General features: G+C 38.7%; 23 protein-coding genes. 4 read left to right on the top strand and 19 right to left on the bottom strand.

All coding sequences use genetic code 11. The annotated features are described in order from the left end of the window. Nucleotides 1-238: 238 nt before the first annotated feature. A complete protein-coding gene (locus tag VIO64_RS21580; RefSeq protein WP_331921817.1) occupies nt 239-835 on the top strand; it encodes a TetR/AcrR family transcriptional regulator in 597 nt (198 codons plus the stop codon). A gap of 61 nt (nt 836-896) precedes the next feature. Beyond that, nucleotides 897-1610, top strand: a complete 714-nt coding sequence (locus tag VIO64_RS21575; protein WP_331921816.1) for an MBL fold metallo-hydrolase — start codon at nt 897-899, stop codon at nt 1608-1610. A 75-nt stretch (nt 1611-1685) separates the two neighbouring features. Here the strand turns inward: VIO64_RS21575 and VIO64_RS21570 are convergent, their stop codons facing one another. The 6 genes from VIO64_RS21570 to VIO64_RS21545 all read right to left on the bottom strand — a co-directional run bounded on the left by VIO64_RS21570 (nt 1686) and on the right by VIO64_RS21545 (nt 6616). Further along, nucleotides 1686-1826 (bottom strand): hypothetical protein, encoded by a 141-nt coding sequence (locus VIO64_RS21570; protein ID WP_331921815.1) that lies wholly within the window; start codon nt 1824-1826, stop codon nt 1686-1688. 51 nt (nt 1827-1877) lie between these two features. Continuing rightward, nucleotides 1878-3935 carry a ferrous iron transport protein B gene (gene feoB / locus VIO64_RS21565; RefSeq protein WP_331921814.1) on the bottom strand — a complete coding sequence of 686 codons (2058 nt, stop codon included), beginning with the start codon at nt 3933-3935 and terminating at the stop codon, nt 1878-1880. A 61-nt stretch (nt 3936-3996) separates the two neighbouring features. Beyond that, nucleotides 3997-4254, bottom strand: coding sequence for a FeoA family protein (locus VIO64_RS21560; RefSeq protein ID WP_331921813.1), 258 nt, complete (start codon nt 4252-4254; stop codon nt 3997-3999). A gap of 32 nt (nt 4255-4286) precedes the next feature. Further along, nucleotides 4287-4718: a metal-dependent transcriptional regulator gene (locus VIO64_RS21555; protein WP_331921812.1), complete on the bottom strand. Its 432-nt coding sequence runs from the start codon at nt 4716-4718 to the stop codon at nt 4287-4289. A gap of 148 nt (nt 4719-4866) precedes the next feature. Next, entirely contained in the window at nt 4867-5796 is a 930-nt protein-coding gene (locus tag VIO64_RS21550; protein WP_331921811.1) for a YafY family protein, read from the bottom strand. Nucleotides 5797-5848: 52 nt separating this feature from the next. Then, a complete protein-coding gene (locus VIO64_RS21545; RefSeq protein ID WP_331921810.1) occupies nt 5849-6616 on the bottom strand; it encodes a DNA-processing protein DprA in 768 nt (255 codons plus the stop codon). Between the two features lie 153 nt (nt 6617-6769). Between VIO64_RS21545 and VIO64_RS21540 the strand changes: the two genes are divergently transcribed. Then, complete coding sequence (locus tag VIO64_RS21540) at nt 6770-7969, top strand: iron-containing alcohol dehydrogenase (protein ID WP_331921809.1); 1200 nt, start codon at nt 6770-6772, stop codon at nt 7967-7969. 64 nt (nt 7970-8033) lie between these two features. Here the strand turns inward: VIO64_RS21540 and VIO64_RS21535 are convergent, their stop codons facing one another. From VIO64_RS21535 to hemA, 12 genes are all read right to left on the bottom strand, one after another. Then, nucleotides 8034-11453 carry a hypothetical protein gene (locus tag VIO64_RS21535; RefSeq protein WP_331921808.1) on the bottom strand — a complete coding sequence of 1140 codons (3420 nt, stop codon included), beginning with the start codon at nt 11451-11453 and terminating at the stop codon, nt 8034-8036. 102 nt (nt 11454-11555) lie between these two features. After that, on the bottom strand, nt 11556-12524 hold the full coding sequence (gene bioB, locus VIO64_RS21530) for a biotin synthase BioB (protein ID WP_331921807.1): 969 nt from the start codon (nt 12522-12524) through the stop codon (nt 11556-11558). 158 nt (nt 12525-12682) lie between these two features. Next, nucleotides 12683-13792, bottom strand: coding sequence for a threonine-phosphate decarboxylase CobD (gene cobD, locus VIO64_RS21525; protein ID WP_331921806.1), 1110 nt, complete (start codon nt 13790-13792; stop codon nt 12683-12685). A gap of 13 nt (nt 13793-13805) precedes the next feature. Then, complete coding sequence (gene cbiB, locus VIO64_RS21520; protein ID WP_331921805.1) at nt 13806-14828, bottom strand: adenosylcobinamide-phosphate synthase CbiB; 1023 nt, start codon at nt 14826-14828, stop codon at nt 13806-13808. Between the two features lie 16 nt (nt 14829-14844). Continuing rightward, nucleotides 14845-16374, bottom strand: coding sequence for a cobyric acid synthase (locus tag VIO64_RS21515; RefSeq protein WP_331921804.1), 1530 nt, complete (start codon nt 16372-16374; stop codon nt 14845-14847). A gap of 40 nt (nt 16375-16414) precedes the next feature. Next, complete coding sequence (locus tag VIO64_RS21510) at nt 16415-16945, bottom strand: cob(I)yrinic acid a,c-diamide adenosyltransferase (RefSeq protein WP_331921803.1); 531 nt, start codon at nt 16943-16945, stop codon at nt 16415-16417. A 50-nt stretch (nt 16946-16995) separates the two neighbouring features. Continuing rightward, nucleotides 16996-17622 (bottom strand): histidine phosphatase family protein, encoded by a 627-nt coding sequence (locus VIO64_RS21505; protein ID WP_331921802.1) that lies wholly within the window; start codon nt 17620-17622, stop codon nt 16996-16998. A gap of 93 nt (nt 17623-17715) precedes the next feature. Beyond that, a complete protein-coding gene (gene hemL, locus VIO64_RS21500) occupies nt 17716-19002 on the bottom strand; it encodes a glutamate-1-semialdehyde 2,1-aminomutase (protein ID WP_331921801.1) in 1287 nt (428 codons plus the stop codon). Nucleotides 19003-19015: 13 nt separating this feature from the next. Continuing rightward, on the bottom strand, nt 19016-20008 hold the full coding sequence (hemB, locus tag VIO64_RS21495) for a porphobilinogen synthase (RefSeq protein WP_331921800.1): 993 nt from the start codon (nt 20006-20008) through the stop codon (nt 19016-19018). Between the two features lie 2 nt (nt 20009-20010). Further along, on the bottom strand, nt 20011-21531 hold the full coding sequence (gene cobA, locus VIO64_RS21490; RefSeq protein ID WP_331921799.1) for a uroporphyrinogen-III C-methyltransferase: 1521 nt from the start codon (nt 21529-21531) through the stop codon (nt 20011-20013). A 13-nt stretch (nt 21532-21544) separates the two neighbouring features. Beyond that, the gene (gene hemC, locus VIO64_RS21485; RefSeq protein ID WP_331921798.1) at nt 21545-22441 is read right to left on the bottom strand and encodes a hydroxymethylbilane synthase; all 897 of its coding nucleotides are present in this window, start codon (nt 22439-22441) and stop codon (nt 21545-21547) included. Between the two features lie 24 nt (nt 22442-22465). Beyond that, nucleotides 22466-23728 (bottom strand): glutamyl-tRNA reductase, encoded by a 1263-nt coding sequence (hemA, locus tag VIO64_RS21480; protein WP_331921797.1) that lies wholly within the window; start codon nt 23726-23728, stop codon nt 22466-22468. A 243-nt stretch (nt 23729-23971) separates the two neighbouring features. Here hemA and VIO64_RS21475 point away from each other — a divergent pair, with 243 nt between their 5' ends. After that, nucleotides 23972-24613, top strand: a complete 642-nt coding sequence (locus VIO64_RS21475; protein WP_331921796.1) for a bifunctional precorrin-2 dehydrogenase/sirohydrochlorin ferrochelatase — start codon at nt 23972-23974, stop codon at nt 24611-24613. A 138-nt stretch (nt 24614-24751) separates the two neighbouring features. Here VIO64_RS21475 and VIO64_RS21470 read toward each other — a convergent pair whose 3' ends face one another. Next, the gene (locus tag VIO64_RS21470; protein WP_414705338.1) at nt 24752-25717 is read right to left on the bottom strand and encodes an ABC transporter substrate-binding protein; all 966 of its coding nucleotides are present in this window, start codon (nt 25715-25717) and stop codon (nt 24752-24754) included. Between the last annotated feature and the right edge of the window lie 196 nt (nt 25718-25913).

Genomic DNA, 25913 nt, shown 5'->3' with positions numbered 1-25913 from the left:
TTTGCAACCTTGGTCGTTGTCGTGAAAAATTGTGATGTAGTATACATCACAATTTCCTAGACCTGTACAAAATCGCTATATACTCTTAATTAATATACTATAATTTAGCAGAAACAAAATCAAGCTATCATTTCTCAATTTGTGATTATTTAGTCTTGAAACTTGACTTACTTCAAGCTGCGTGATAAAATTAGTACTGAACGTTCAGTGTTACAATATATAGTTATGAGGTAATCAAATGAAGAATCTAAATGCAAGGGAAAGAATTTTACAAACTGCTATAAAAATCTTTGCCGAAAAAAGCTTTGAGGGGTCCCGCATTGATGAAATTGCAAGGGAAGCCAAGGTACCTAAATCTTTGATTTACTATCATTTTAAAAGTAAGGATGAGATTTTGGAGGTACTGACCACCAATTTCATTAACGAGTACCTTAGGATAATTGCAGCAAAACCTGGTGAAACACATAAGGAAAAAGCAGCAGAAATTCCTGATAGGATGAAAAATGTTTATTATGATTTCGGGCAAAAAAATGCTGACCTGCTTAGAGTAATACTTATAGATTCTCTTAAAAAATTTAAAGATACACCCGTTCTTTTTAAAATAGTAGAAGCAATGATTGATAAGGAAAAAGAAACTGCAAATACCCAAAACTACGATATCCAGGAAAGAAGAATAGCAGAATTCTTTACAAGCTTTATCCCCATGTATGCATATTTATGCTTTGCTGATTCCTGGACCAAATATTTTAATATTGGTAGGAAAGAGTTTGATAATTTGTTCTTAAAAGCGTACTTGGAAACTCATGGTGCCTATCATAAAAATCATGATTCATGATCAAAACTGAATCTACGATCATTAATAGGCGGTATATGCAGCAAGTAAGATGGAGGTATTTATGAATCAGGAAATAATATGGATAAATCTCGGAGCGGTTAATTGCTATCTAGGTAAGCAAGACAATGTATTTGTCTTATTTGATACAGGCGGCTTTATAGTAACTGACAAAGTAATCACAAACCGCCAGGAACTGCTTGAAAAAGAGCTGGATAAGGCAGGCTGCAATTCTACTAATCTCAAACTGATAGTTTTAACCCATGGGGACTATGATCATACAGCCAACGCAGTATTTTTAAAAGAAAAATATCAAGCAAAAATCGCCATGCATAAGGGTGATTTAAATTTAGTTGAAAACCCTGATCTTGATGATGTCATGAAAAGCTTTAATTTCAGGTCTTTGTTTCTTAGAATACTTTTCAAAGCTTTTAGAAAAAAGATTGAAATGGCGAATAGAAGGATACTTAGTAATTTTAGAGGGTTTACACCTGACATTCTGCTAAACAATTGTGACAATCTATCCCATTATGGGTTCGATGCAAAGATTATACATATACCTGGACATACACCAGGCTCAATTGCAATATACACCGCAAGCGGTCATCTTATAGCTGGAGACACGCTTGCGTATATAAAAAAACCGCAAGCTTCACCAAACGCCCTTAATTTTAATGCTCTGGACAAAAGTGTTGATTTATTGCGTGAACTTAATGTTAATACAGTATATCCCGGTCATGGAAAACCTTTTGCTATGAATGGGTACAAAAAACAGTGATGACCTTTTTGATTCGAGCCATTAATTTTAAACCAAAATGGTCATCATTATACCCTTTTCTGCCCCTCAGACTCATCATCCTTTTTTACAATTACTGCTGCATGACCCGCGGCACGATCCGCACTCACCATTTTTAAATGCCCTTTTTACTTTATATCCTATATATAAAGCTGCCAAAGCCCCAGCCAAGATGGGTATTATCCATGTAGCGTCCATTACTACCACCTCTTTCCGATAGTTAAATTACTTTTATATGAAAGTGAATTATCACGAAAATCCTAAAAGCGATCCTATTTGGTATACCAGAACGGACATAACCCAGCCCAGTACCAAACTATAACCTATTGCAAAAAACGTCCATGCCCATGAGTTGGTCTCCCTCTTTATTGCACCTATAGTGGCTACACATGGAATGTAAATAAGTGTCATAACCATAAATGAGTACGCCGTTAGAGGGGTCCACATCTTAGCAATTACTGATTGAAGGCCTTCATCCTGAACCCCGTAAACAACACCAAGGGTACCAACTACCACTTCCTTCGCAACTACACCAAACAAAAGTGCCACTGCAGCTTCCCAGTTTCCAAAGCCGGCTGGTTTGAAAATCGGTGAGATAAAAGCTCCCAATTGCCCTAAAAAGCTTTCACGGCTCGCATACTCGACTCCTGCCGGAAGGCTTGAAAGCACCCAAACAAGTACAACTACTGCAACTATTATAGTACCTGCCTTAACAATAAAGTCGCTTCCTCTGTCCCACATGTGAATAAATGTGCTTTTTAGCGTTGGAAGTCTATAAGGAGGAAGCTCCATTACAAAATGAGATGTCTCTCCCTTAAAAACAAGCTTTTTAAAAATAACTCCTACCCCAATAGCCAAAACTATTCCTAAAAGATATAACGAAAAGATTACTATCCCCTGGTTTGCACTAAAGAAAGCACCGGTAAATACTATATATACAGGAAGTCTTGCGGAACAGGACATAAGCGGATTAATCAATATCGAAACCAACCTATCCCTTTTATTCTCAAGGGTTCTTGTTGCAAGAACTCCGGGTACATTGCACCCGAACCCGACAATCATGGGGATGAAAGACTTTCCATGGAGGCCTAATGTATGCATAAACCGGTCCATGATATACGCAGCCCTCGCCATATAACCGCTGTCCTCAAGGAGAGAAATTGCAAAAAACAGAAGGAATATATTTGGCATAAATACAATTACCGACCCGACACCACCGATTATACCATCAACAATAAGCGATACAACCAGTTCTGGTGCACCTGCCGATTGAATACCACCTCTTACAAACTCTCCAAACCATCCGAAGAATGCTTCAATAAGGTCAGCTAAAGGGTTGCCTAGAGTAAAAGTAAATTGGAAAACTCCCCACACTGCCAAAAGAAAAATAGGAATACCTAAAAACCTATTGGTAACCACCAAATCAATTTTATCAGTTACCGTAAGCTTCTCCTCTGCCGACATCTGTCTCTTAACGGTCTCTTTTACTATCCCCTTAATAAACCCATATCTTTTTTCAGCAATTACCGCTTCAATATCATCCCCCCATAAGGATTCCAGCTTTCTTACACTTTCACTTCTAATCTTCTCAAGCTTGTCGTAAATTCCACAATTTCTTACATTATTTATTATTCCTGCATCGCCTTCTAAAAGCTTAACGGCAAGCCATCTGGCATTATATCTTTCAATCAGTGCATCTTCCTTGTTTATTTCTTCCTGCAGCTTCTTTATTGCTTCCTCAACTTCTTTTCCATAATTAATTATTAATGGCTTATTACTTTCCTTACGGGCAGCTTGGAAAAACAGCTCCGTTAATTCATCGAGTCCCTGGCTTTTTGTTGCAATGGTTGCCAATACCGGCACCCCAAGTAAGGTTGACAGTCCATTAATATCTATTTCAATATTTCTGGCTTTTGCCTCATCAAACATATTAAGTGCAACAACAACATTGGCTCCCATCTCCAATAGCTGTGCAGTAAGATACATATTCCTTTCAATATTTGTTGAATCTACAATATTTACAACAACATCAGGCTTTTCATTTATAATATATTCTCTGGCTACCGCCTCATCTTCCGATAATGCTCCAAGACTGTAGGTACCAGGCAAATCAATTACCCTGATTGTATTGCCATCCGCCACATAGCTTCCTTCCTTTTTCTCTACTGTTACCCCAGGCCAATTACCCACATGCTGCCTTGCCCCTGTAAGACTGTTAAACAGCGAGGTTTTACCCGAGTTGGGATTGCCTGCCAAAGCTAGTACATATTCTCTTACACCATTATTTATCACACTGTTATTTGCCATACTATTATTCACTCCCGCTAGTTAGGTCCGCCTAACTTTTATCTAAAAAATATATAAAATTTTATATAACTTCGACAAATATATCCTGAGCCTCAGACTTTCTAAGCCCCAATCTATAACCCATTACACCAAGTACCATAGGATCTCCAAATGGAGCAAATCCTTTAACCTGAACCTCTGTACCGCTGGTAATTCCCATTTCTGTAATCCTTTTGCGAATAACTCCTCTAGAAGCTACCCTCACTATCTTTCCCTTTTCGCCTTTTTTAAGCTCACTAAGTGCTATTATTTTATCCTTCTTTACATTTACCTCACTCATATTACCCCTCCGTTTCAAAACCTTACATTGTTTTAATCCTCAACATTTTCGCTGTCTTTTATATCACACTCTGCAATCATATAACCATTTGTACAAAGAAAATCAGTTAATCTATCCATAGTCTGAGCACTTACAGCATGCTCCATCAAGCAAGCATCCTTCTCAGCTATATCCGCATCTACCCCAAGCACCTCTATAAGGAACTGCCTGAGCTTCTTATGTCTTAGCCTTATCCTGTTAGCCAGTTGTCTTCCATTATCGGTAAGCTCTACAGGCCCATAGGTTTGCTGCGTTACCAATGACATATCCTTAAGCTTTTTAACTGTCTGGTTTACGCTTGCTTTGGCTATATCAAGCTTGTTGGCGATATCGGTAATCCTTACGATACCTTCTTCCTCTTCCAATTCAGCTATAGCCTCAAGGTAATCCTGCATGGATGCAGACAAAGTCATATCTTTTGACATTTAAATCTCCTGTTGCTATGTGAAAAGTATTATTAAAACTCACTCACTTTTCAAATATGTATAATATAATTGGTATTGATAATCATTCTCATTAATATTAGTCTTACCTAACATTTTACCGAATAACATACCTATTGTCAATAGAAACTTACTTTTTGTTGTTGTATTTTTTTATAACATTTTGAGCGATACTTTTTATTCGATCCCTTAAACACGAAGGCTCCAACACTTCTACCTTATCATCGAAACTCAATAAAAAACCATACAGCCAATCGTTTATTCCCATATTAAACTTCACCTTTATCCTGCCGTCTTTCATTATCTCATAGTTGTCGACTCCAAAAATGTCATCAACAGCATACCTCATGGACTTTTCAAACAGTAATACAATCTCTGACTGCCTACCCATATCAAAGTCTCCACTTAAATTAAGGTCTTCAATTGAATATTCCCTCATTGTAAACTTCTCATCAGTGATTTTAAAATCAGAGATTCTTTTTAGCTTAAACAGCCTGAAATCATTTCTTAAAAGGCAGAAGCCATAAAGATACCAGTTGGACTCTTTAAAAAGGATTACGCAAGGCTCAATTTTCCTGGTAGTAAGGCTTCCGTTTGTATAGTATTTAAAATCAATAATATTTTGCTGACGAATTGCCTTTTTGAGTTTATCTATCCTTAAGTACAGCCTGTCATTCTTATTCCATGAGGATAAATCTATGACAATCTCATTGCCTGCAGGCATATACTCTGATTTGTTTGCTACTACAGACAGCTTCTCAATTAGGAACTTTGTCTTCTGGTCCCTGTTGATGCTATGAAGCCCTCTTAATCCTGCGAGTATGGACAGAATTTCTTCACTTGAAAGAACACTCTTGTCCAACTTGAAGCCTTCAACAATTCCCAATCCTCCATTCGCTCCCTGAAAAGTCGTTATGGGTATGCCTGCATAGGATATAGCCTCAATATCCCTATATATCGTTCTAACAGACACTTCCATCTTTTCTGCAAGTTCCCGGGCTTTGACCTTCTCCTTGCCGGATAAATACATAATAATGGCAAGCATTCTCTCTAGTTTCATACCCTACACCTCATATCTTTTATATAAGCATAAAACCTATTGCTGACTCATATTATGGAAACACTTTGGCCTTGTCCTTCAAAAGCTGAAAATTTCCCTCGTTACCATGATTTTGCAAAGAATAGCTGCAGCAATATAATTCCCTGCCGTATTTAGTTGCATAATTTGCTGTATGCATTGTACCGTCCTTAATGCTTGTTTCTATAACATACACAGAGCCTGACAAAGCTGCCTGTAGCCTATCTCTTTGCACAAAAAAATATTTTTGCAACTGTACACCCGGCATATACTCACTTACAAGACACCCTTTGTCAGTAATTCTATCTGCTAACTCATCATTTATTGCAGGATATACTCTGTCAATGGGTGAAGGCAATACCGCAATAGTAAGACCATTTTTATAAACACAAGTTCTATGTGCTATTGTGTCTATCCCTAGGGCTAAACCGCTAACAATAACTTTTCCTTCCTCCACCAAAATTTCTGTAACTTCTTTAGCTTTTTCCTCTCCCTCAATACTTGGAGTTCTCGTCCCTACAACTGCTCCGCAACTTTCACTATATAATACATCCTTATTCCCCTTAACAAACAATAAGGCAGGCGGATCACTTATCTCTTGAAGAGAAAGGGGCAATTCATTATACCCTATAATGCTTATATCAAGAAAACTGCATCTTTCCAGTATATTTTGAGCTTTCATCCTTGCTTTAGCTGAGGGCAGACAGTCCGATTCACCCTTTATTGCTTCCAATACCTTTTTTCGCCCTACCCCTTCTGTACAAAGCAAGGCTAATATTTCAGTATTTTCTATAATGACCACTCCTCTTTCACACTTTCTTGCTATATTAATTATAAAATAGATTTCACTTATACAACAGGAAAATTATTATTCTTGTATTAATAATCATGGTGTTATATACTATTAATTGTTATTATTATACATATTTTATTTTTAATGGAAAGGGTGATTTTAATGTGGGAGAATTCTATCAATATTGAACAGGTTTGTGAGATTAGGTCACGGTCAATAGTGTACTTAGGAGTAGGTGCAATAAATAAAATCAATGATATAGCCCTAGATTTAAGAAGCAAGAACATAACTAAAATAATTGCCGTTACAGGTAAAAATGCATACAAATCCACAGGTGCATGGGATTATGTGGTCCGGGCATTAGAGCAAAACAAAATCAGCTATACCATATATGATGGCATAACCCCAAACCCGACAACCCATCAAGTAGATGAAGCAGCAAAGCAGGCAATTGAATTTGGTGCCCAGGCGGTAATATCAATTGGCGGCGGAAGCCCTATAGATGCTGCTAAAAGTGTTGCGATACTGATAAAGTATCCTCAAAACAATGCCCAGGAACTTTTTGAATATGTCTTTACTCCCAACTCAGCGGTTCCACTTATAGCGATTAATCTAACACATGGGACTGGCACAGAAATAGACAGGTTTGCAGTTGTATCCATCCCGGAAAAAGAATTTAAGCCTTATATAGCCTTTGATTTCATTTACCCTGTATATTCAATTGATGATCCTGAACTTATGACAAACCTACCTGATGATCAAACGGTTTTTGTTACAATTGACGCTTTAAATCATGTGATCGAAGCATGCACATCAAAGGCTGCAAGTCCCTACTCCATATTGCTCGCAAAGGAAACATCCAGACTGATTGCAAAATATCTTCCAATAGCCAAAGAAAGCCCTAAAGACTTAAAAGCCAGGTATTTCTTAACATATGCATCCATGATTGCAGGTATATCTTTTGATAACGGCCTTCTCCATTTTACTCATGCACTTGAGCATCCTTTAAGTGCAATTAAGCCTGATCTGGCACATGGTTTGGGCCTTGCACTTATAGTCCCTGCTGTTGTTAGCCAAATATACTCTGCAGCAGGTCAAACCCTGGCGGATGTGCTGTCGCCAATAATTCCTGACTTAAAAGGAACTGCAGATGAGGCAGACAAGGTGTTTGCCGAATTAAGGAACTGGATTTCTGCAATGGGAATTCCTCCTGGCTTAAAGAATGCAGGTTTTTCTGAAAACGATGTTGATCGTCTTACAAATCTTGCTTTTGATACCCCAGGCCTTGCAGCGTTGCTTTCATTAGCACCCGTAGAAGCCTCCAGATCGGTGGTCAGGGATATTTATATGAGATCTTTATAACGGGTTGACACATATAAAAATTTGGGTTTGTGTTCCCAGCTGTCAATAAACCTTAAACCAGATTTTAAGGCAGCTGGGCTCCACCTTCTTTCACAATCTGATTTTTGCAAAACTCTCTTGTCTCACTACTTAAATATCCGTTTTCATTTAAGGCAATGGAAAACATTTTAGCTGCCTGTTTTGGTCGGTTAAGCATTAAATAAGCTCTACCGACAGCTGCAATTCTTTCACACTCCTCATCTTCCCAGTTACGGCTATTTTGTGAACGGGTCTTTTTTATTATATACAATGCCTTAACGGGTGATATTTTTAAAAGCAGCTCAACCCACTCACAGATGCTCCAATAGCTGCCTTCCCTATAAGTACTTAATACATGATCAACAATTTTGGGTAACAACTTTTGAAGCATATCCCACTTTTCCATATCTAGTAGTACCTGTAAATAATTCAAAAATGAATCGGAAGATAAAACCTTAAGCTTTAAAACAAATGGATATATAACCTCAACAAGAGCCTTGCATTCCTTTATTTCAGGCAGGGAAACAAACAAGGGTATTGTCCTCTCATTTAATCCTATAGGCTCCACAGCTTTTAACATGTTTTCCAGCACTTCATCATTATTCCACTTAGATAAGCCTATTCTAAACTCAGATTGGTCTTGTGCAAAAGGAAACTCACCGACCAGGTCATAAGGGCCGTCATCATACCACCGAGGTGCTATTAGCTTACTTACTGTGCCTCTTTGCATTACTACAGTATTCATTTTAAATGCAATGTTATGCACAAATTCCTTTAATATATCCTTGAAGTTTATTTTCCCATAATTGCAGTAGGGATAAAATGTCAATATCCCTCCATCATCAGTTAAGACAATGAGTGCACGTGCCTTTACATGACCGCTTCTTGTTCTCCCATATATAACCTGCTTATTGATATCAATTATGTTGGAAAACACCGAGAAAAAATTAATATCTCCGGGAGACAGACATGTTTTGAAGTGCTTACCCATATTGAATATCTCTATAGGGTCTCTTTCAATAGAGAATACTATTTCTTCTCCGTCAGGAAGCACCCTGACCAATTTGTCATCACCATCAATCCATGGTGTCATATCTACGTTTATTGATTTCATCCTTTCGATAAATTGACTGTTGGCTTCTTCGTCTCTAAAGTCCCATGGCATTGAAGTTGCTCTTCTTTTGAGTATCCTAGTCACTATACCGCGGAAATTAACATCCAGTTCAACCGAAGATAAAATCGCCTCTTGGATATCTTTTCTTTGAAGCCAATCAGGAAATTCATCCAGGTTGAGATTTTGAGCAAGACATTTTTTAAAAAAAATATGATTATCTTCCTTAAACCTTTCCAACAAACCCATCATTCCTGCATGCCTGATCTTTTTCGAGAGGTTATTAAGCTTTCCTTCTCCCAGCTTAACCGGACCTTCAGTCAATCTTCGTTTCAATTTGTCGGTTCGCAGTTTTAAGTATCCTTCCCAGTCTTGACCATTATTTATTTTTAATTGAAGTTCCTCAATCTCACCCCGGAGCATCTCCGGATCGGGATAGTACTTTGCAAGAAGCCTGTTGGCAGTGTTTACAGCATTCTCATCCATACAAGCCAGACTTATCAGCTCCTCATGAAGTTCTTTCGGATACCTTCCGATCCAACCTATTTCTGGATCAAGGAGCGGAGGTAGAGAAGCAGCATTCTCTCCAAAAAACTCAACTATTCCAGCCTCCAATGCTATTGAACACAATGCCCTTATCTGCCCTCCTTCAATAGCATCAGAAACAAAATTTTTATGGTAGGAGTTGCTGCATTTCTTCAAAATGGGCCTTAAAACCCTTGCATGGTCGTAATACCTGTCAACATTAGCCAAAAGAGCCTTTGTTACAAAACCGAATCTGCTGTAATCTCCTCTTGTAATTTCTGCAGATAGCTTTAATATATCTTTTTCTATATAGGTATCTGAGATGCCATACTTCCTCAGCTCAAAAAAGCTATCTAGCACATGCTCTTCCTCCATAACAAGGCACAATAAAACAAACCTTCTATCCTCATTGCCTGTAAACTCACCAAATCTCTTATCCTGGTATAACTGACCTAACAAGCTGAATACAAGTGAAACGGATTTATGATCTTCTATCTCATCTAAAATTTCGTCATCAAATGTAAAAATATGAGGCATCACTTCTTCTGAAGCCCTCCATGAATCAAGCACCCTTCTCCATGGGCTTAAAGCCCTTTTGAAATCTTTTTGCATCCTGACAAATTTACAGAATTCATCTATTATATTTCCTACAATTTTCTGTTTAGATTCTTTATTTTGTTCCATCAGGTGATCCCAGTAAATCCAAAAAGCAAAACGAACAGAGACATTATCGTATTCTTTTGGCAATTCACTGAGTACTTTGTACATTTTCTTATATCTGTTGAATTTTTCATTTTGCGACCAATTCATTAGGAGATTGAATAAGAATTTTGAGTTTAAGACGGGTGGTGTATTCTTGCCCATTACCTTTATTTTTTCCCTAATGTTATTGAGTTTGGCTGTTAAAGGATTGTGTCTACCTAAATCACGAGGTATCCTTTTTGCAGAATTTATCGCTTTGTCAAGGGATTTCCACCACTCCTCCCACCTGTCCAGTAAGACTATATCACAGACCAGATCAAAAAGATCAATTGACCTTCTGGCAGTCTGGTTATCCTGCATTGAAAGCCAATCAATCCACTTCTTATAGTCATTTCCAAACCTTGCCTTGGGAATACCGGGCACAGGATCGGTTCTTTTTTTACCAAGAGACGAATCAACCAGATTTGAATATTTATACCCCTGATCCATTATTATATTACTAATTCTAGGGTCAGTAAGCCATGTAAAGATTATTTCGGTTCTTTTCTCTCCAATACCTATTGAAAGTCGCCGTAGCTTTACAATAAGCTTCATTCCCTCTATGTGTCCAAAGTTTTTGTAAATTCTATCAATATATCTACTATAACTATTCGTCCAAATCAAAGCATCCCTCAATGTCTCAGGGTTTAAGAAGGTCAACCAGGATATGCAGTCTATCACCTTAACAAGAGACGGATTTTCTCTTATTATTTTATTGTATAATTTCTTCTCAAAATCCCCATATAGTGGGTTATTACGGTTAAGGGATTGAGGCAGTGCTTCTTTATTATGTATAGAAAGCTTTAGTATCTCAAGCAAACTTTTATACCTGTCACTCCACTTTTCTACATCTCCTACGATTTTAGGCAATGCTTTTGGAAAGTCCCTAACAAGTTTATTTATTGTAAATGTGGCCTTATGGATATCTTCTCTTGTTATAACAATCTCAAGAACCTCTTTGCCTTGAGGCTGGGAAATCCACTTTCCGTTTAGATTCGGGTAACCGATAAACAAATCAAGATCTCTTTTTATATACATCTTTGCCCTGCTTATACCCTCAACTGATTTTTTGGGTTTAAGTGGTCTCATATTAAGGTTAAGCCTCCTCCATATCAGTTTGCAGAAACTGCTTATTATATTATTAAGTATATAAAATAGACCAGGTAAGATAAAGACAAAAAGTTTGCAACTTTAAAATATCTCAAGCCCCGTGCTCCTGATCATTTCCAAATCATCGGCGATTTTGTTTCCTGTAGTTGTTAGGTAGTTTCCAACCATCATGGCATTAATGCCAGACTTAAAGCCTTGATCCTGATATTTGCCCAACGATATGCGACCTCCCGCATACCTGATGTCGGCATAAGGAATTATAAGTCTAAAAAAGGATATAGTCCTAAGTATCTCTACAGACTGAAGCCCTTCTGAGTTTTCTAGTGGAGTCCCCTTAACCGGATTTAGTATGTTTAACGGTATTGACTTTATTCCCAGTTCCCTTATTTCAAAGGCCATTTTTATTCGCTGCTTCAAGCTTTCACCCATACCGATAATACCTCCGCAGCAAACCTCCAAGCCTGCCTCCATAGCATTTTTTACCGTGACTATCCTGTCGTCATATGTATGGGTGTCACATATTACACTGTAATATTCCCTGCATGTCTCGATGTTGTGGTGGTACATTGAAAGCCCTGCCTGTTTGAGCAGTATTGCCTGCTTATATGTTATGCTTCCTAATGAAGCACACAGCTTAAGCCCTGTCTCTTTCTTTAATATCTTCAACATTTGGAGTATCTTTTGAAAATCCTTTTCTTCCAAGCTGCCTCCGCTTGTCACGATAGAAAAACGACTAACACCTTCTTTTTCGTTTTCCTTCGCCATTTCCAGGACATCTTCAATGCCTATCAAAGGATAGCCTTGGATATCGGTATTATAATGTGCTGACTGTGCACAGTATTTGCAATTCTCCGAGCAGCTTCCTGATTTAGCATTTATAATGGAGCATAAATCAACCTTATATCCCTTGTGTTCCTTGCAAATCCTATCTGCCAGAGAAAACAACTCGTCGTCGGGAACCTCTGACTCAATTAAATTTACTGCCTCCTCATTAGTGATTGTATAGCCTCTTTTTAGTTTATTTTCAATGCTGAATAATAGAGAATTCATATTTAGATTCATCCTCCAGTTTTTTGATTCGGGATCATATTACCTATAATATCCATATAAAATTTTATTGTCAACCGTTTTTATGCTTTTAGTTGACAATTAAGTTGTAAAAACTTATATCTATATTTAGTACTTATAATCTATAGTAATCTGTATATTTACCCCTTTAAAACATCATCAAGTATTTCCATAAACCTGTCATTGCTGTTCCTATCCTTGATTGCAACCCTTATAAACTTGTCATTTAGGAACCTGAAATTGGAAGCATCCCTAATAAGCACACCTTTTGACGCTAGGGCTTCTTTTAATGTGTGAGAATTGAAGCTAATGCCTTTTATCCTCATCAATACAAAATTAGTATGAGGTTTAAACACATGAAACTTATCCACTTTACACAATTCATTATAAAACTGCTCAATCTCCTCAGAAATCCACGTAGCTGTCCGATCAAAATAGCCTGTTTCATTTTTAAGAAGCATTCCCGATATAGATGCAAAGCAGTTTACAGACCATGGGATTTTCCTATCCCAAAGCCTTTTAATAAGCTCTTTATTTCCAAGTCCATATCCAACCCTCAAGCCCGGAATTGCGAAAAGCTTTGTGAAAGCCCTTATTATAATAAGATTGCTCCACTCATTAAGGTGCTTTACCATTGAGTTTGTATTTCCTCCTACAGTAAGCTCTATAAAGGTTTCGTCTATTATGACCGTTATTTCTTTTCGATATGCAAATTCAATCAGCTTAATAAGATCATCCGGATTTGTAAGTGATGAAGTAGGATTATTGGGATTACACAAAATTATGCAGTCGGTATCATCATCGATATGGTTTATCAGCTCGTTTACCTCAAGCCTGAAGCCTGCACTTTCCTTTATCTCATGATGCCTAGCTTCTGCACCCACTTTTTTGGCGGCTCTTTCATATTCCATAAAGGTGGGTGAAGGTATAATTACCTTCTTGGGTTTTAATTCCTCGAGCAATAGAAATATAATTTCTGCTGCACCATTTCCAATTATAATTTCATCTGGATTTATATTAAGATACTCTGAAATGTGCCGCCTCAATAAATGGCACTCGGGGTCAGGATAATTTGAAAGTAATTCTATGCTTCTTAAAATGGTTTCCTTAAGCTCTTCCGGCACTCCTAAAGGATTTATATTGGCACTATAGTCTAGAAAAGCTTCTTCTGAAATTCCATATTGTTTGGAAGCCTTGTATATATTACCGCCATGTAAATCAGCTGTTTGATTTATCAATTTTTCTGACATTTTTACCACCTTTTTAAAGGATAATTAAATACGTTAAAATACCTAGTGCCAGCGTTAAAAACGATGCACAATACATCAGCCTTACCGTCCTTCTTATGTCAACAGCCTCAAGCTCCTTGCCCATGTCCCCAATGGTAGGCTTCTCAACAACATTACCAAAATAAACATTGTTTCCTCCAAGCATTACACCCAGTGCACCTGCAACAGCGGATTCAGGGTACGCACAGTTGGGGCTTTTATGGTTTCTTCTGTCCCTGAGCATGATTTTAAAGCTTTGTGTTCCGTTCATGCCGCAAAGCATAGCAGAAATCGGCAGCAAAAGCCCTGAGAGCCTTGCAGGTATATAGTTGGCTACATCGTCGGCCTTAGCTGAAAACCTGCCGAAATCAATATATTTTTCATTCATATATCCCACCATAGAGTCAAGGGTGCTTACAGCTTTAAAAGCATACACAAGTGGTGCACCCAGCCCGAATATTGAGCCCAGCACAGCATAAAACAAAGGAGAAATAACCCCGTCAACAGTATTTTCTGCAGTCGTTTCAACCACTCCCCGAATAATCTCCTTTTGGCTTAAGCCCTGTATATCTCTTCCTACAAGCATTGCAAGACTTTTTCTTGCACCCTCAGTATCGTTTTCTGCAAGCTTCCCATATACCTTGTAGGCCTCAACAGCCAGACACCTTGTAGCAATAGATGAGTATATAAAATATATATTAACGATATGAAAAAGGATTGGGCTAATGAGCATTGATATCTTTAGAATTATAAAGACTGTCAAAAACGTTACGCCAACAACTACTAATGCAAGAACCAATCCTGCCCGCCTTTTTGATTTCCGGAGCATCTCTTCATTTTGTAGTATACTTGCTTCTCCCCTTAGAGAACCTTTGTTTATACGACTTCTTAAGACTTTCTCTGTTTTACTTATAAGCCACCCTATAAATCTTACAGGATGAGGCATCCAGTGAGGATCACCGAAAAATATATCAAGAATAAAAGCTGCAATTACGTCCAAAAGCAGCCAAACCGCCATTCCAATCTCCCCTTTATCATACCAAGCCTGCTATTTCATATATCTTTTTCATGTCAAGGCTGGATCTTAAGATATCAGCAAGCTTATCATACTGTTTTTCTTTGTATGCATTAAAATCCATGCTTTTATCGTAGCCAACAAGACCTAAGCCCTTTCTCTTTCTAATATTGTTTATAAAGCCAACAGTAAATTCCATGTTGTCAAAAATACCGTGTATATATGTACCAAAGACATTGCCTTCCTTATTCATTACTCCCCCCACAGACTTTGTACCGCTTATCAGGGATTTATCTATCTCAATGAAAGGCACACAGCCTTCCTCATATTCCGTGGCTCCCATATGAATTTCATAGCCGTTAATCCTGGTGCCGCAAAGATCATGAAGAAGATTTTCATCACATGAGATAACTCCCTCAACCTGAGTGGTTACCTTCTTTTGCCCAAATGAAGTCATTGAATTAAGAAGAAACATCCCTTCAATACTTAAAAGCTCCGACTCTATTCTGTGCGGGTCTTCAATTTTTTTACCCAGCATTTGATAGCCGCCACATATTCCAAATATGACAACGCCTTCCTGGTGCAGCTTTTTTATTATATCTTCAATTCCTGATTTTTTAAGATACATCATGTCCCCAATAGTGTTTTTTGTACCTGGAAGTATAACAAGATCAGGCATACCGACTTCGTGAAGAGCCTCAGCATACCTTACCTTTACCCCCTCAAGGTTTTCCAATGCATTGAAGTCGGTAAAGTTGGACATATGGGGAACTTTGACAACTACAATATCAATTTCACCCGTTTCTTTTGCATTTTGCTTCTGAAACCTTTCAGCCAGGCTGTCCTCATCTTCTATATCAATCCTTGTATAAGGTACAACTCCCAATACAGGAATCTTTATTATGTCATAAAGCATGTCCAGTCCTGGCTTCAATATATCCAGGTCACCTCTGAATTTATTTATAATAACCCCCTTTACCCTGGCTCTTTCTTCCTCTGTCAAAAGCATCATGGTTCCTGCCAGCGACGCAAAAACTCCGCCCTTATCTATATCCCCTACAAGTATAACAGGTGAATCTGCCATTTGGGCCATCCCCATATTAACTATATCGTTTTCTCTCAAGTTAATTTCTGCCGGACTGCCTGCACCCTCAATAACAACTATATCATTTTCCATCATAAGCTTTCTAAAGGTGTCTCTTATCATTTGGACAAGCTTTGGTTTAAATTCATGATATTCTGCGGCAGACATGTTCTTATGTACTTCCCCATTCAAAATAACCTGAGCCTTCCTGTCTGAAGTAGGCTTTAAAAGTACAGGGTTCATTTGTACCGAAGGCTCTTTTCCGGCAGCCTCGGCCTGAACTACCTGTGCCCTGCCCATTTCCTTTCCTTCCTTTGTTATATATGAGTTTAGTGCCATATTCTGAGATTTAAATGGTGCAGCTTCATAGCCATCCTGCTTGAATATTCTCAGCAGTCCGGCAGTTATTATGCTTTTACCCACTGATGATGCAGTCCCCTGTACCATTAAACATTTTGCCTTCATCCCCGTTCCCCTTTTCTAAAAGCTTTGTATTCCAAACATCTCAGCTTTCTATACCTATTCTGGCACCTATTCCTTTATCCAAAGGGTGTTTTATGGGATTTATTTCTGACACATAATCGGAAAGGGCCACCAATTCTTCGGGTGCAGCCCGTCCTGTCATAACAAGTTCCAACCCCTCAGGCTTATTTTTTACAAATTCAATTACCTTTTGAATGGGTATAAAACCACCCTTTATTGCCCCCAGTATTTCGTCAAGAATAAGCATATCCCAGGCCCCGTTTTTAGTGTCTGTTATTGCCAAGTCAAATAGTTTATTTAAGCCTTCACCAGTTTCTTTTATTTCAGCTTCATTCATATTCCATGTGAATTTATCCACCATTTCAAACCTTTTTACAGTAAATCCAGGCTCCAGGTTTTTTAAAACATTCAGCTCCCCAGATTCGGCGGATTTTAGAAATTGGGCCATATAGACCTTAAATCCCCGTCCATACGCCCTGATTCCAAGCCCTATTGCAGAAGTCGTCTTGCCTTTTCCGTTTCCTGTGTATATATGTACCAAACCCTTTTCCATCAAAATCACCTTCTTTATTTAATTTAGCCTAGCCTTATGTATTATATTTTTCACCACAGCAAATCCTCTCCAAGGTGGCTATAGTCGCTTTCTATTGTAACTATAAATTTATCGTCCTCATAATCTATAACAGTAATTGAAGCATTGCCTATCCATTTGATTTCAGGGGTATTTTCCAGCTTCACACCATGAAAATAGCTCATAAGTACACGGATAGCCATGCCATGTGTAACAATACAAATATTCTTTCCCCTATTATTTAACATTATAAATCCTAACTCATTCACAAGACGAGTCAAAAATTCCATCATGGACTCACCGTTTGGCATTCGGTGCATATGAGGCTTGCCGGACCATATTTCAAATTCTTCAGGCCACCGGGTCTGAAGCTCTTTCCATGATAAACCGTCCCAGTCCCCTCCGTTTATTTCTTTAAGTCCTTCCCTTTTTATTACAGGCAGGTTTGACTCGTAAGATATGTACTGTGCTGTATCAACAGCCCTTTTTAAAGGACTTGAGTAGAGCACATCCAATTTAAAATCCTTGAGCCTTGTAGCTGCACACTGAGCTTGCAGATGCCCTTTCTTTGTAATATCTCCATCCGTCCATCCATGAAACTCTTCTCTTACATTCCCTTCTGCCTGTGCGTGCCTCACCAGTATCAGCCTTGTTCTCATTTGATCACCTTAAATTCCAATGTTTTTGCTATTTGCCCTATCTTTAATTTGTCTTATCCTTAAGTTGTCTGACAACAAAACCTTTTTGTTGCCCTACAATTTGGAAAATGCATAATCTACTGCACTTATTGTTTTTTCAATATCTTCCTTGCCATGTGCACTTGAGACAAAAATTGCTTCAAACTGTGATGGTGCCATATAAATGCCTGATTGGAGCATATTACGGAAGTATTTTCGAAAGTGCTCTACATCACATTTCATTGCAGTTTTTAAATCTGTCACATCCTCCCCTGTAAAAAATCCACTTAAAAGGGAACCCATTCTATTTACCTTAAGAGGAATGCCGTATTGCTTCGAGGAATCTAATAATGCTTTTTCAAGCTCTACGGCTTTCTCTTCAATACTTTTATAGATATGGGGGTTGTCCCTTAGAATTTCAAGGGTCTTTATTCCTGCTGCCATGGCAATGGGATTACCCGATAGCGTACCTGCCTGATAAACCGGTCCAATTGGAGAAATCACGCTCATTATTTCTTTTCTGCCTCCATAAGCCCCAACAGGCATACCCCCTCCTATTATTTTACCAAAAACAGTCATATCTGGCTCTATTTCAAAATAGCCTTGTGCTCCTTTAAACGAGACCCTGAAGCCTGTTATAACTTCGTCAAAAATAAGTATTACTCCATGCTTTAATGTGAGCTCCCTGACAAGTGCCAGAAAACCCTCCTTAGGCTGCACAACTCCCATATTACCTGCAACAGGCTCTACAATGACTGCTGCAAGGTCATTAGCGTACCTCTTGAATATATTTTCCAATTCATCACAGTCATTATACGGGGCTACTATTGTGTTTTTGACGTAGTCTGCTGGAACTCCCGCACTGTCAGGCACACCTGTTGTAAGCAGCCCTGAGCCGGCCTTTGCCAACAAACCGTCCGAATGCCCATGGTAGCACCCTTCAAACTTTAGAACTTTATCCCTGCCGGTAAAGCCCCTTGCAACCCTCACTGCACTCATAACCGCCTCGGTACCTGAGCTTACCATACGCACCATCTCTACCGAAGGTACTGCATCTATAATAATCTCCGCAAGCATCAATTCCTTCTCCGTTGGAGCACCATAACTTGTTCCATCCTCACAGGCCCTTTTTATCTCGCTAACAACCTCTGGGTGTGCATGACCAAGAATCATTGGCCCCCATGATCCTACATAATCTATATACTCATTTCCGTCTACATCAATAATCTTAGAGCCTTGGGCACTTTTTATAAATGGAGGAGTCATACCCACAGACTTGTAGGCCCTAACCGGGCTATTTACCCCTCCCGGTATGATATTCCTTGATTTTTCAAAAAGCAACTGCGACTTTTCGGTGTTCATCTCTATTCCTCCTTTATCCGGGCTGGCTGTTCACCCCGGCTTGCATCCAGGCTGCAGCCTGTTTAGCAAAATATGTTATTATTATCTGTGCCCCTGCCCTCTTTATTGAGGTAAGCACCTCAATAATAGCACATTTCTCATCAATCCAACCTTTTTCCGAAGCTGCTTTTATCATTGAATATTCACCGCTGACATTATAGGCCGCAACAGGTATATTAAATCCTGTACTGACCTTGCTTATTACATCCAGGTATGAAAGTGCAGGCTTTACCATGATAATATCAGCACCTTCCGAAATGTCATTTTCTACTTCTCTAAGGGCTTCTCCGATGTTTGCATAATCCATTTGATAGCTTTTCCTGTCACCGAAGGAAGGCTTTGACAATGCAGCTTCCCTGAAAGGACCATAAAATGATGATGCATACTTCGCACTATAGGACATAATGGTTTTGTTGGTAAAACCGTTTTTATCAAGTATTTTTCTTACTGCACCTACCCTCCCGTCCATCATGTCGGAAGGAGCAATAATATCAGCACCTGCCTCTGCGTAGCTTAATGCAGCTTTTGCAATGAGCTCCACAGAGCAGTCGTTTAAAACATCACCATTACAAACCAGTCCGCAGTGACCATGGCTGGTATACTCACACAAACATACATCTGCACCGAAAAGGATATCTGGGAATTCCTTTTTAGCTTGCCTCAACGCCCTTTGAATAATACCGTCGGGATTATATGCCTCAGATCCTTTTTCATCTTTAGTTTCGGGCACCCCAAATAAGAGCACACCAGGTATCTTTAGATCCCTTATCTCCTCTAGTTCCTTTAAAAGAAGGTCCATAGAAAAATGATACACACCCGGCATGGACGGTATTTCCCGTTTTATGCCCTTGCCTTCTACTATAAACAAAGGATAAATAAAATCATCCACTGAAATAGATGTTTCCCGTACAAGTCTTCTCATATTTTCATTTATACGTAATCGTCTTGGCCTTTTAATTAAATCCATGTTTATTCCTCCGATAGTTCCACCAGTTTAACTATTAAGCCGTCTATGGTATATTTATCTGCAACGGCTGACACATTAAGGCCTGATTCCTTCGCAGTCTCCGAAGTTACAGGGCCTATACACACAGTTTTTATAGTTGATAAAAGGCCTAGGTTCTCGTTACCAAGTAATTTGACAAAATTTCTCACTGTTGATGAGCTTGTAAAAGTTATAAAATCAACCCTGCTTTGTACAAGAAGCTCATGAACCGCATCCTTCATGGATGCTTCCGTCACAGTCCTGTATACAGTAAGCTCCTCAAAATCTATATTATTCTCTTTCAGTCCTTCTGAAAGCTCCTTGTTTGCAATGTCCGTCCGTGGCAAAAGTACCTTTTCACCTTTGTTAATCAATCCAACAAGACCTTTTAGCAGCTCCTTTGTTGTATAATCTGCCGGTATAAAATCCGCAATTAATCCCATAGCTGAAAGCTCTATTGCTGTAGCCTCACCAACTGCACCAATCCGTATTTCCCATAGGCTCCTTATATCAATTTTGAGAGCTCTCATCCTTTTGAAAAAAGCCCGGACTCCATTTACACTTGTAAATACAATCCACTTGTACCATTTCAAATTTCCGAGCACCCTGTCGAAGTGTTCATAATCAAGAGGCTCTTCTATCCTTATTGTAGGAAATTCTACAGCCTCTCCGCCAAGTTTTCTTATTTCCTCTACAAGGCTGCTGGCTTGCTCCCTCGCCCTTGTTACAATAACCCTTTTACCTGCAAGCTTACCCTTTGGAAACCAGTTGAGCCTTTCCCTTAAGTTCACCACATTTCCTATTACTGTTACAGCAGGTGATTTTACACTTGACTTTTTAACTTTTTCAGAAATGTCTTGGAGGGTTCCGATTATCACCCTTTGCTCTATTGTTGAACCCCTCTCAATCACTGCCGCAGGTGTAATACCGGCTTTGCCAAACTTTATGAGGTTAGAGCAAATCTCATTAAGGTTTTTCATTCCCATAAGAAATACCAATGTACCCTCAAGCTTTGCGATGACTTCATAATCAATAAAGCTTACATCCCTCCCAGGCTTCTCATGACCTGTTATAATATGCAGCGAAGAGCAATAATCCCTGTGGGTCACAGGAATCCCTGCATAGGCTGCTGCTGCAACAGCTGAAGTTATTCCCGGTACTACTTCAAATTCTATGCTGTTTTTTTGAAGAACCTCCGCCTCTTCTCCGCCTCTTCCGAATACAAAGGGGTCTCCACCCTTCACCCTTGCTACTACCTTACCTTCCATAGCTTTGTCCAAAAGTATCTTATTTATGATATCCTGGGGTACGGAGTGGTGATTGGGCATTTTACCCACATTTATAAATTCCGCATCCTTTTTAGCAAGACTTAAGATTGAAGCATTTACAAGTCTATCATAAACTATAACATCAGCTTTGCTGATGCAGTCAGCGGCTTTTATAGTCAATAGTCCATAATCTCCGGGACCTGCACCCAAAATATAAACCATTCCCTTACAATTCATTATATTTGCTCCCCTAAAATCCCTTGGGATTTTGCAGCCTTTCCGCAAGCTTTGTACCCAATTCCTCAAAATCTTCTTTCCTGCCTTCAATCACAGCTTTCCTTACCCAGGTCTTATCATTTTCAGCCAGCATCCCGTATATTTTAATCCCACCATCAGACATGCAGGCATAAGCTCCTAAAGGTGTACTGCAGCTTCCATTAAGTCTTTTTAGAAAAGCCCTTTCGGCATTAACACAAATCTCACTGTCTATATGGTTTATAGCTCTAATAAGTTCTAAAAGCTCATCGTCCTTTCTAACTTCTATTCCCAAAGCCCCTTGACCAACAGCCGGAACCATTTCTTCAAAGCTGAAGGAATAGGATGCTATACCTTCCAATCCTAACCTCTTTAGGCCTGCCATTGCCAGGACAATTGCATCAAATTGGTGCTCCTTAAGCTTGCTTATCCTTGTAGGCACGTTACCCCTTATTGGTTTTATCTTAAGATCAGGCCGAAGCCCTAGGATCTGGACCTCTCTTCTAATGCTACCTGTTCCCACAACGGAGCCCTTATCCAGGCGGCTTAAGTCCGTACCCTCTAAAGAAACAAGTGCATCCCTGGGATCTTCCCTTTTGGGTATTGCACCAATTACAAGTTTCTCCGGAAGCTCAGCCGGCATATCCTTCATGCTGTGAACAGCAATATCTATGTCATTATCTAGAAGTGCCTTTTCCAGTTCGTTTATAAAAAGTCCTTTGCCGCCAATCTTATCAAGGCTTCTATCCAGTATCACATCACCTTTTGTTATTATTCCCACTAACTCAAACTCAAGCTGGGGAAATTTTTCCTTTATTCTGTCAATAACCCAATTTGTTTGAGCAATTGCCAATTCACTTTTTCGGGTCCCAACCCTAACAATTTTTCTCATTTATTTATACCCCTCACGCCCATTTCAGCTCTCCTTCATTACTTCCTTAAGACACCTGAAATAAGCCTGCATATCCTCTTTGCTGCTGTTGTCCCTGACGCTGTAAAGAAGTTTATTCAATATTTCGCTTACAGTGCTTTTAATTACACCTTTTACCAATTGACGCTCTTCATCATTTACAATTGTAAGTCTGCTAATCAGATACTCAGTTTTTTCATTGAGTACCTCATCGGCAAACCTTTGGACTTCCCTAACAACCGGCAACGCTTCTCTGAAATAGTACCAGTGCTCAAATTCATTAACATATTGGTTTATTATTTCCTCAGCTTTGGATACTTCTGATAGCTTATAGTACAAGTTTTTGTTAACCTCTATCATCAAATGGTCAATATTGAAACAACTTATGGACGGTAACTCCTCAATAGCAAGATCAATGTCCCTTGGAACTGCAAGATCTATAAATATCCTTTTCTTATAAGTTTCAAGAGCACTTTCCAGAAGCTCCTTGGTAATTGTATAATGTGGACTTGCTGTTGAACTTATTACTATTTCACAGTTCTCAATTATCGAATACCTCATTGAGTAATCAATCACCGTAACATTTTCGTATAATTTCGAAATGTCTTGTACTTTACCACATGACCTGCTTGTAATATATATTTTACCAACACCTTTGGAAATAAGGTTTTTAAGAGTAATACCTCCTATTTTCCCAGCACCTATTATAAGTGCACTCATTTTATCAAGGTTATAACCAAATTCCCTCTCTATTAGCCTCACAGCATGTGTTCCTACCGAGACAGAGGTTTTGGAGATCTCGGTAAATGTCTTGACCTTCTTTGCAGCGGTTATCCCTTCCCGAAATAGTGTATTAAGCATTCCAGAAGACGAGCCTACTTCTAGTGAAAGATCATATGCATCCTTAACCTGACGAAGTATTTGGTCCTCTCCAAGCACCATGGAATCCAGCCCGCTGGCAACCTTAAAAAGATGTCTTACAGCTTTTATACTGCTGTAGACATAAATGTATTTCTTAAGGTTATATATATTCAGGCCTTTTAAGCTGCATAGTTTTTTTTCCAGTATACTGCTGTCATAATGCGGATATTGATGGAATACGTAAACCTCTGTCCTATTGCAGGTTGAGAGAATAATACATTCCATTATACCATCCATACTTACAATTTCTCTTAAAGCATTTTTCTGCTCGTCTATGGAAAAATTGAGTTTTTCTCTGATTTCAACTGGTGTTTTTCTATAATTTACTCCAACAACAAGTAAGTTCATACATTTATCTCCGTGTCCTCATATATAGATATCAAAAAACCTCCCAACTACACTATTTAATATGGTTAAGGGGTTTTTGGGTCTGTATTCACTTTTCTATAGTTTAAATCATTTTCTCAATTCTTACAATTGAAATATAATTTATTTTACAAAATTTTATATTTTTAATATAATATCAAGAATAACCAAATTAATAGAGCTATTGATCACTTTTAATAGATATTATTTATCAAGGAGGTTTAAATGCCATCATTCCCCTTATTTGTTGATTTAAAAGGCAAAAAGTGTATTGTAGTTGGAGGCGGGAAGGTTGCTTCCAGAAAAATTGAGATGTTAGATCGTTTTAACGGCGACATAGTTGTCATAAGCCCAGAAATCACCTATTCAATCAACACCCTGAAGGAATCAGGTAAACTTACCCATATTAGTCGCTTCTATAAACCATCGGATATTAAGGATGCTTTTATGATTATTGCCGCCACATCCGATGAATCGGTTAATGAATTGATTTATAACGATGCGGTAAACCATGGAGTGCTTGTAAATGTAGTGGATGACCCCAAAAGATGTACATTCTTCTTTCCTTCATTAGTTAAAAGAGGAGATCTTGTAATAGGTATTTCAACATCGGGAGGCTATCCGGCACTTTCGAAACATATTCGAAAAAAACTAGATAATATCATTGATGATAATATAAATGAAGAAGTCATATCATACCTAAAGGAGTTTAGGAAAAAGGTAATCCTTGAAATTCAAAATGCTGAGTTAAAAGCTTCTATATTGAACAATATTATAGAAGAAACCATTTTTACAGACTCCAGGCCAGATATAGAAAGCCTAAAAGCAAAAATGGATGCCATTTACAAGAAATATACGGAGGAATAAAATCACCAAGTGATTTTGCAACCTTGATCGTTGTCGTTAGAAATTGTGGTGTGCATACACCATAATTTCCTAGACATTTAAAAAACGAGGGCTCAATCGTACCCTCGCATATGTACAGTCTCTATCAAACCATTAATGCTATTTTATTTTTTCATAAGCTATATCGGCAAACTCCGTTGTTACAATTTTTTCATAGGGTGCTTCCTTTTGCAGTTCTCCTGCCCATTTCATAACCTTTTGCAATAATCCAAGGGAATCCTTGTTCATTGCAGGCACCTGGCACCATGAGTCGGTTTCCTTATACCTTTTTGCTACTTGTGTAAGTGTTTCCAAGTCGGAATCGGGGAATGATGACTTAATAGCGTTTGCTATTTCTTCAGGGGTATGGCTTTGAACCCATTTTTGGCCTTTATATATGGCATTGGTAAACTTCTGCATTACCTCTTTGTTTTTCTCTATATAGCTTTTCTTTGCGTAGTAAGCAGTATACGGTATTTCTCCGCTATCCTTGCCTATAGATGCCAGTATATAGCCTTTTCCCTCTTTTTCTACACTGGAAGCCACAGGCTCAAACAGCGTTACATAATCCCCCTGACCTCCCGTAAAAGCACCTGCCATAAGTGCAAACTGCACGCTTGTGTCGATTTTAACATCCTGTCCCGGTATTACACCGTTTTGCTTCAAAACATACTCAAGAGTCATTTCAGGGACTCCGCCTTTTCGCCCCCCTATTATAGTTTTTCCTTTTACATAACTCCATTTAAAGTCAGGCTCGGGCTTTCTTCCTACAAGGAAGGAGCCGTCACGCTTGGTAAGCTGTGCGAAAACAATTGCATGGTCTTCCTTACCTTCATTATATACATATATGGCTGCCTCCGGCCCAGAAAAACCGATATCAACCTGACCTGATAAAACAGATGTCATTACCTTATCCGCTCCCTGACCGTTGCTTAACTCAATCTCAAGGCCTTCTTCCTTAAAAAAACCTTGATTTAATGCAACATACTGCGGAGCATAGAATACAGACCGGGTAACTTCACTTAAGCGAACTTTCTGGTAGTCACTCTTGCCGCAGGCACTGAAAAATACCAGTATAACACTCATCAGCAGTGCATAAGCATAAATTTTTCGCATAATAAACACCTCCCCCGACATAATAGTATGCTCTCGGAAACTCCGAGGGCTTTATTTATCTGACTTTTGAGAGTTGAATTTTCTTTTTCACCCCCACAGATCAGTTAAAATTTTATTAAAATTTCCAGCTATAATTTCCACAATTATACTAATGTGGTATTGTACC

The sequence above is a fragment of the Pseudobacteroides sp. genome (genome assembly GCF_036567765.1).
Lineage (GTDB): Bacteria > Bacillota > Clostridia > Acetivibrionales > DSM-2933 > Pseudobacteroides.
Note: the sequence above shows the minus strand (reverse complement) of the source record. Positions and strands in the feature narration are given on the sequence as shown.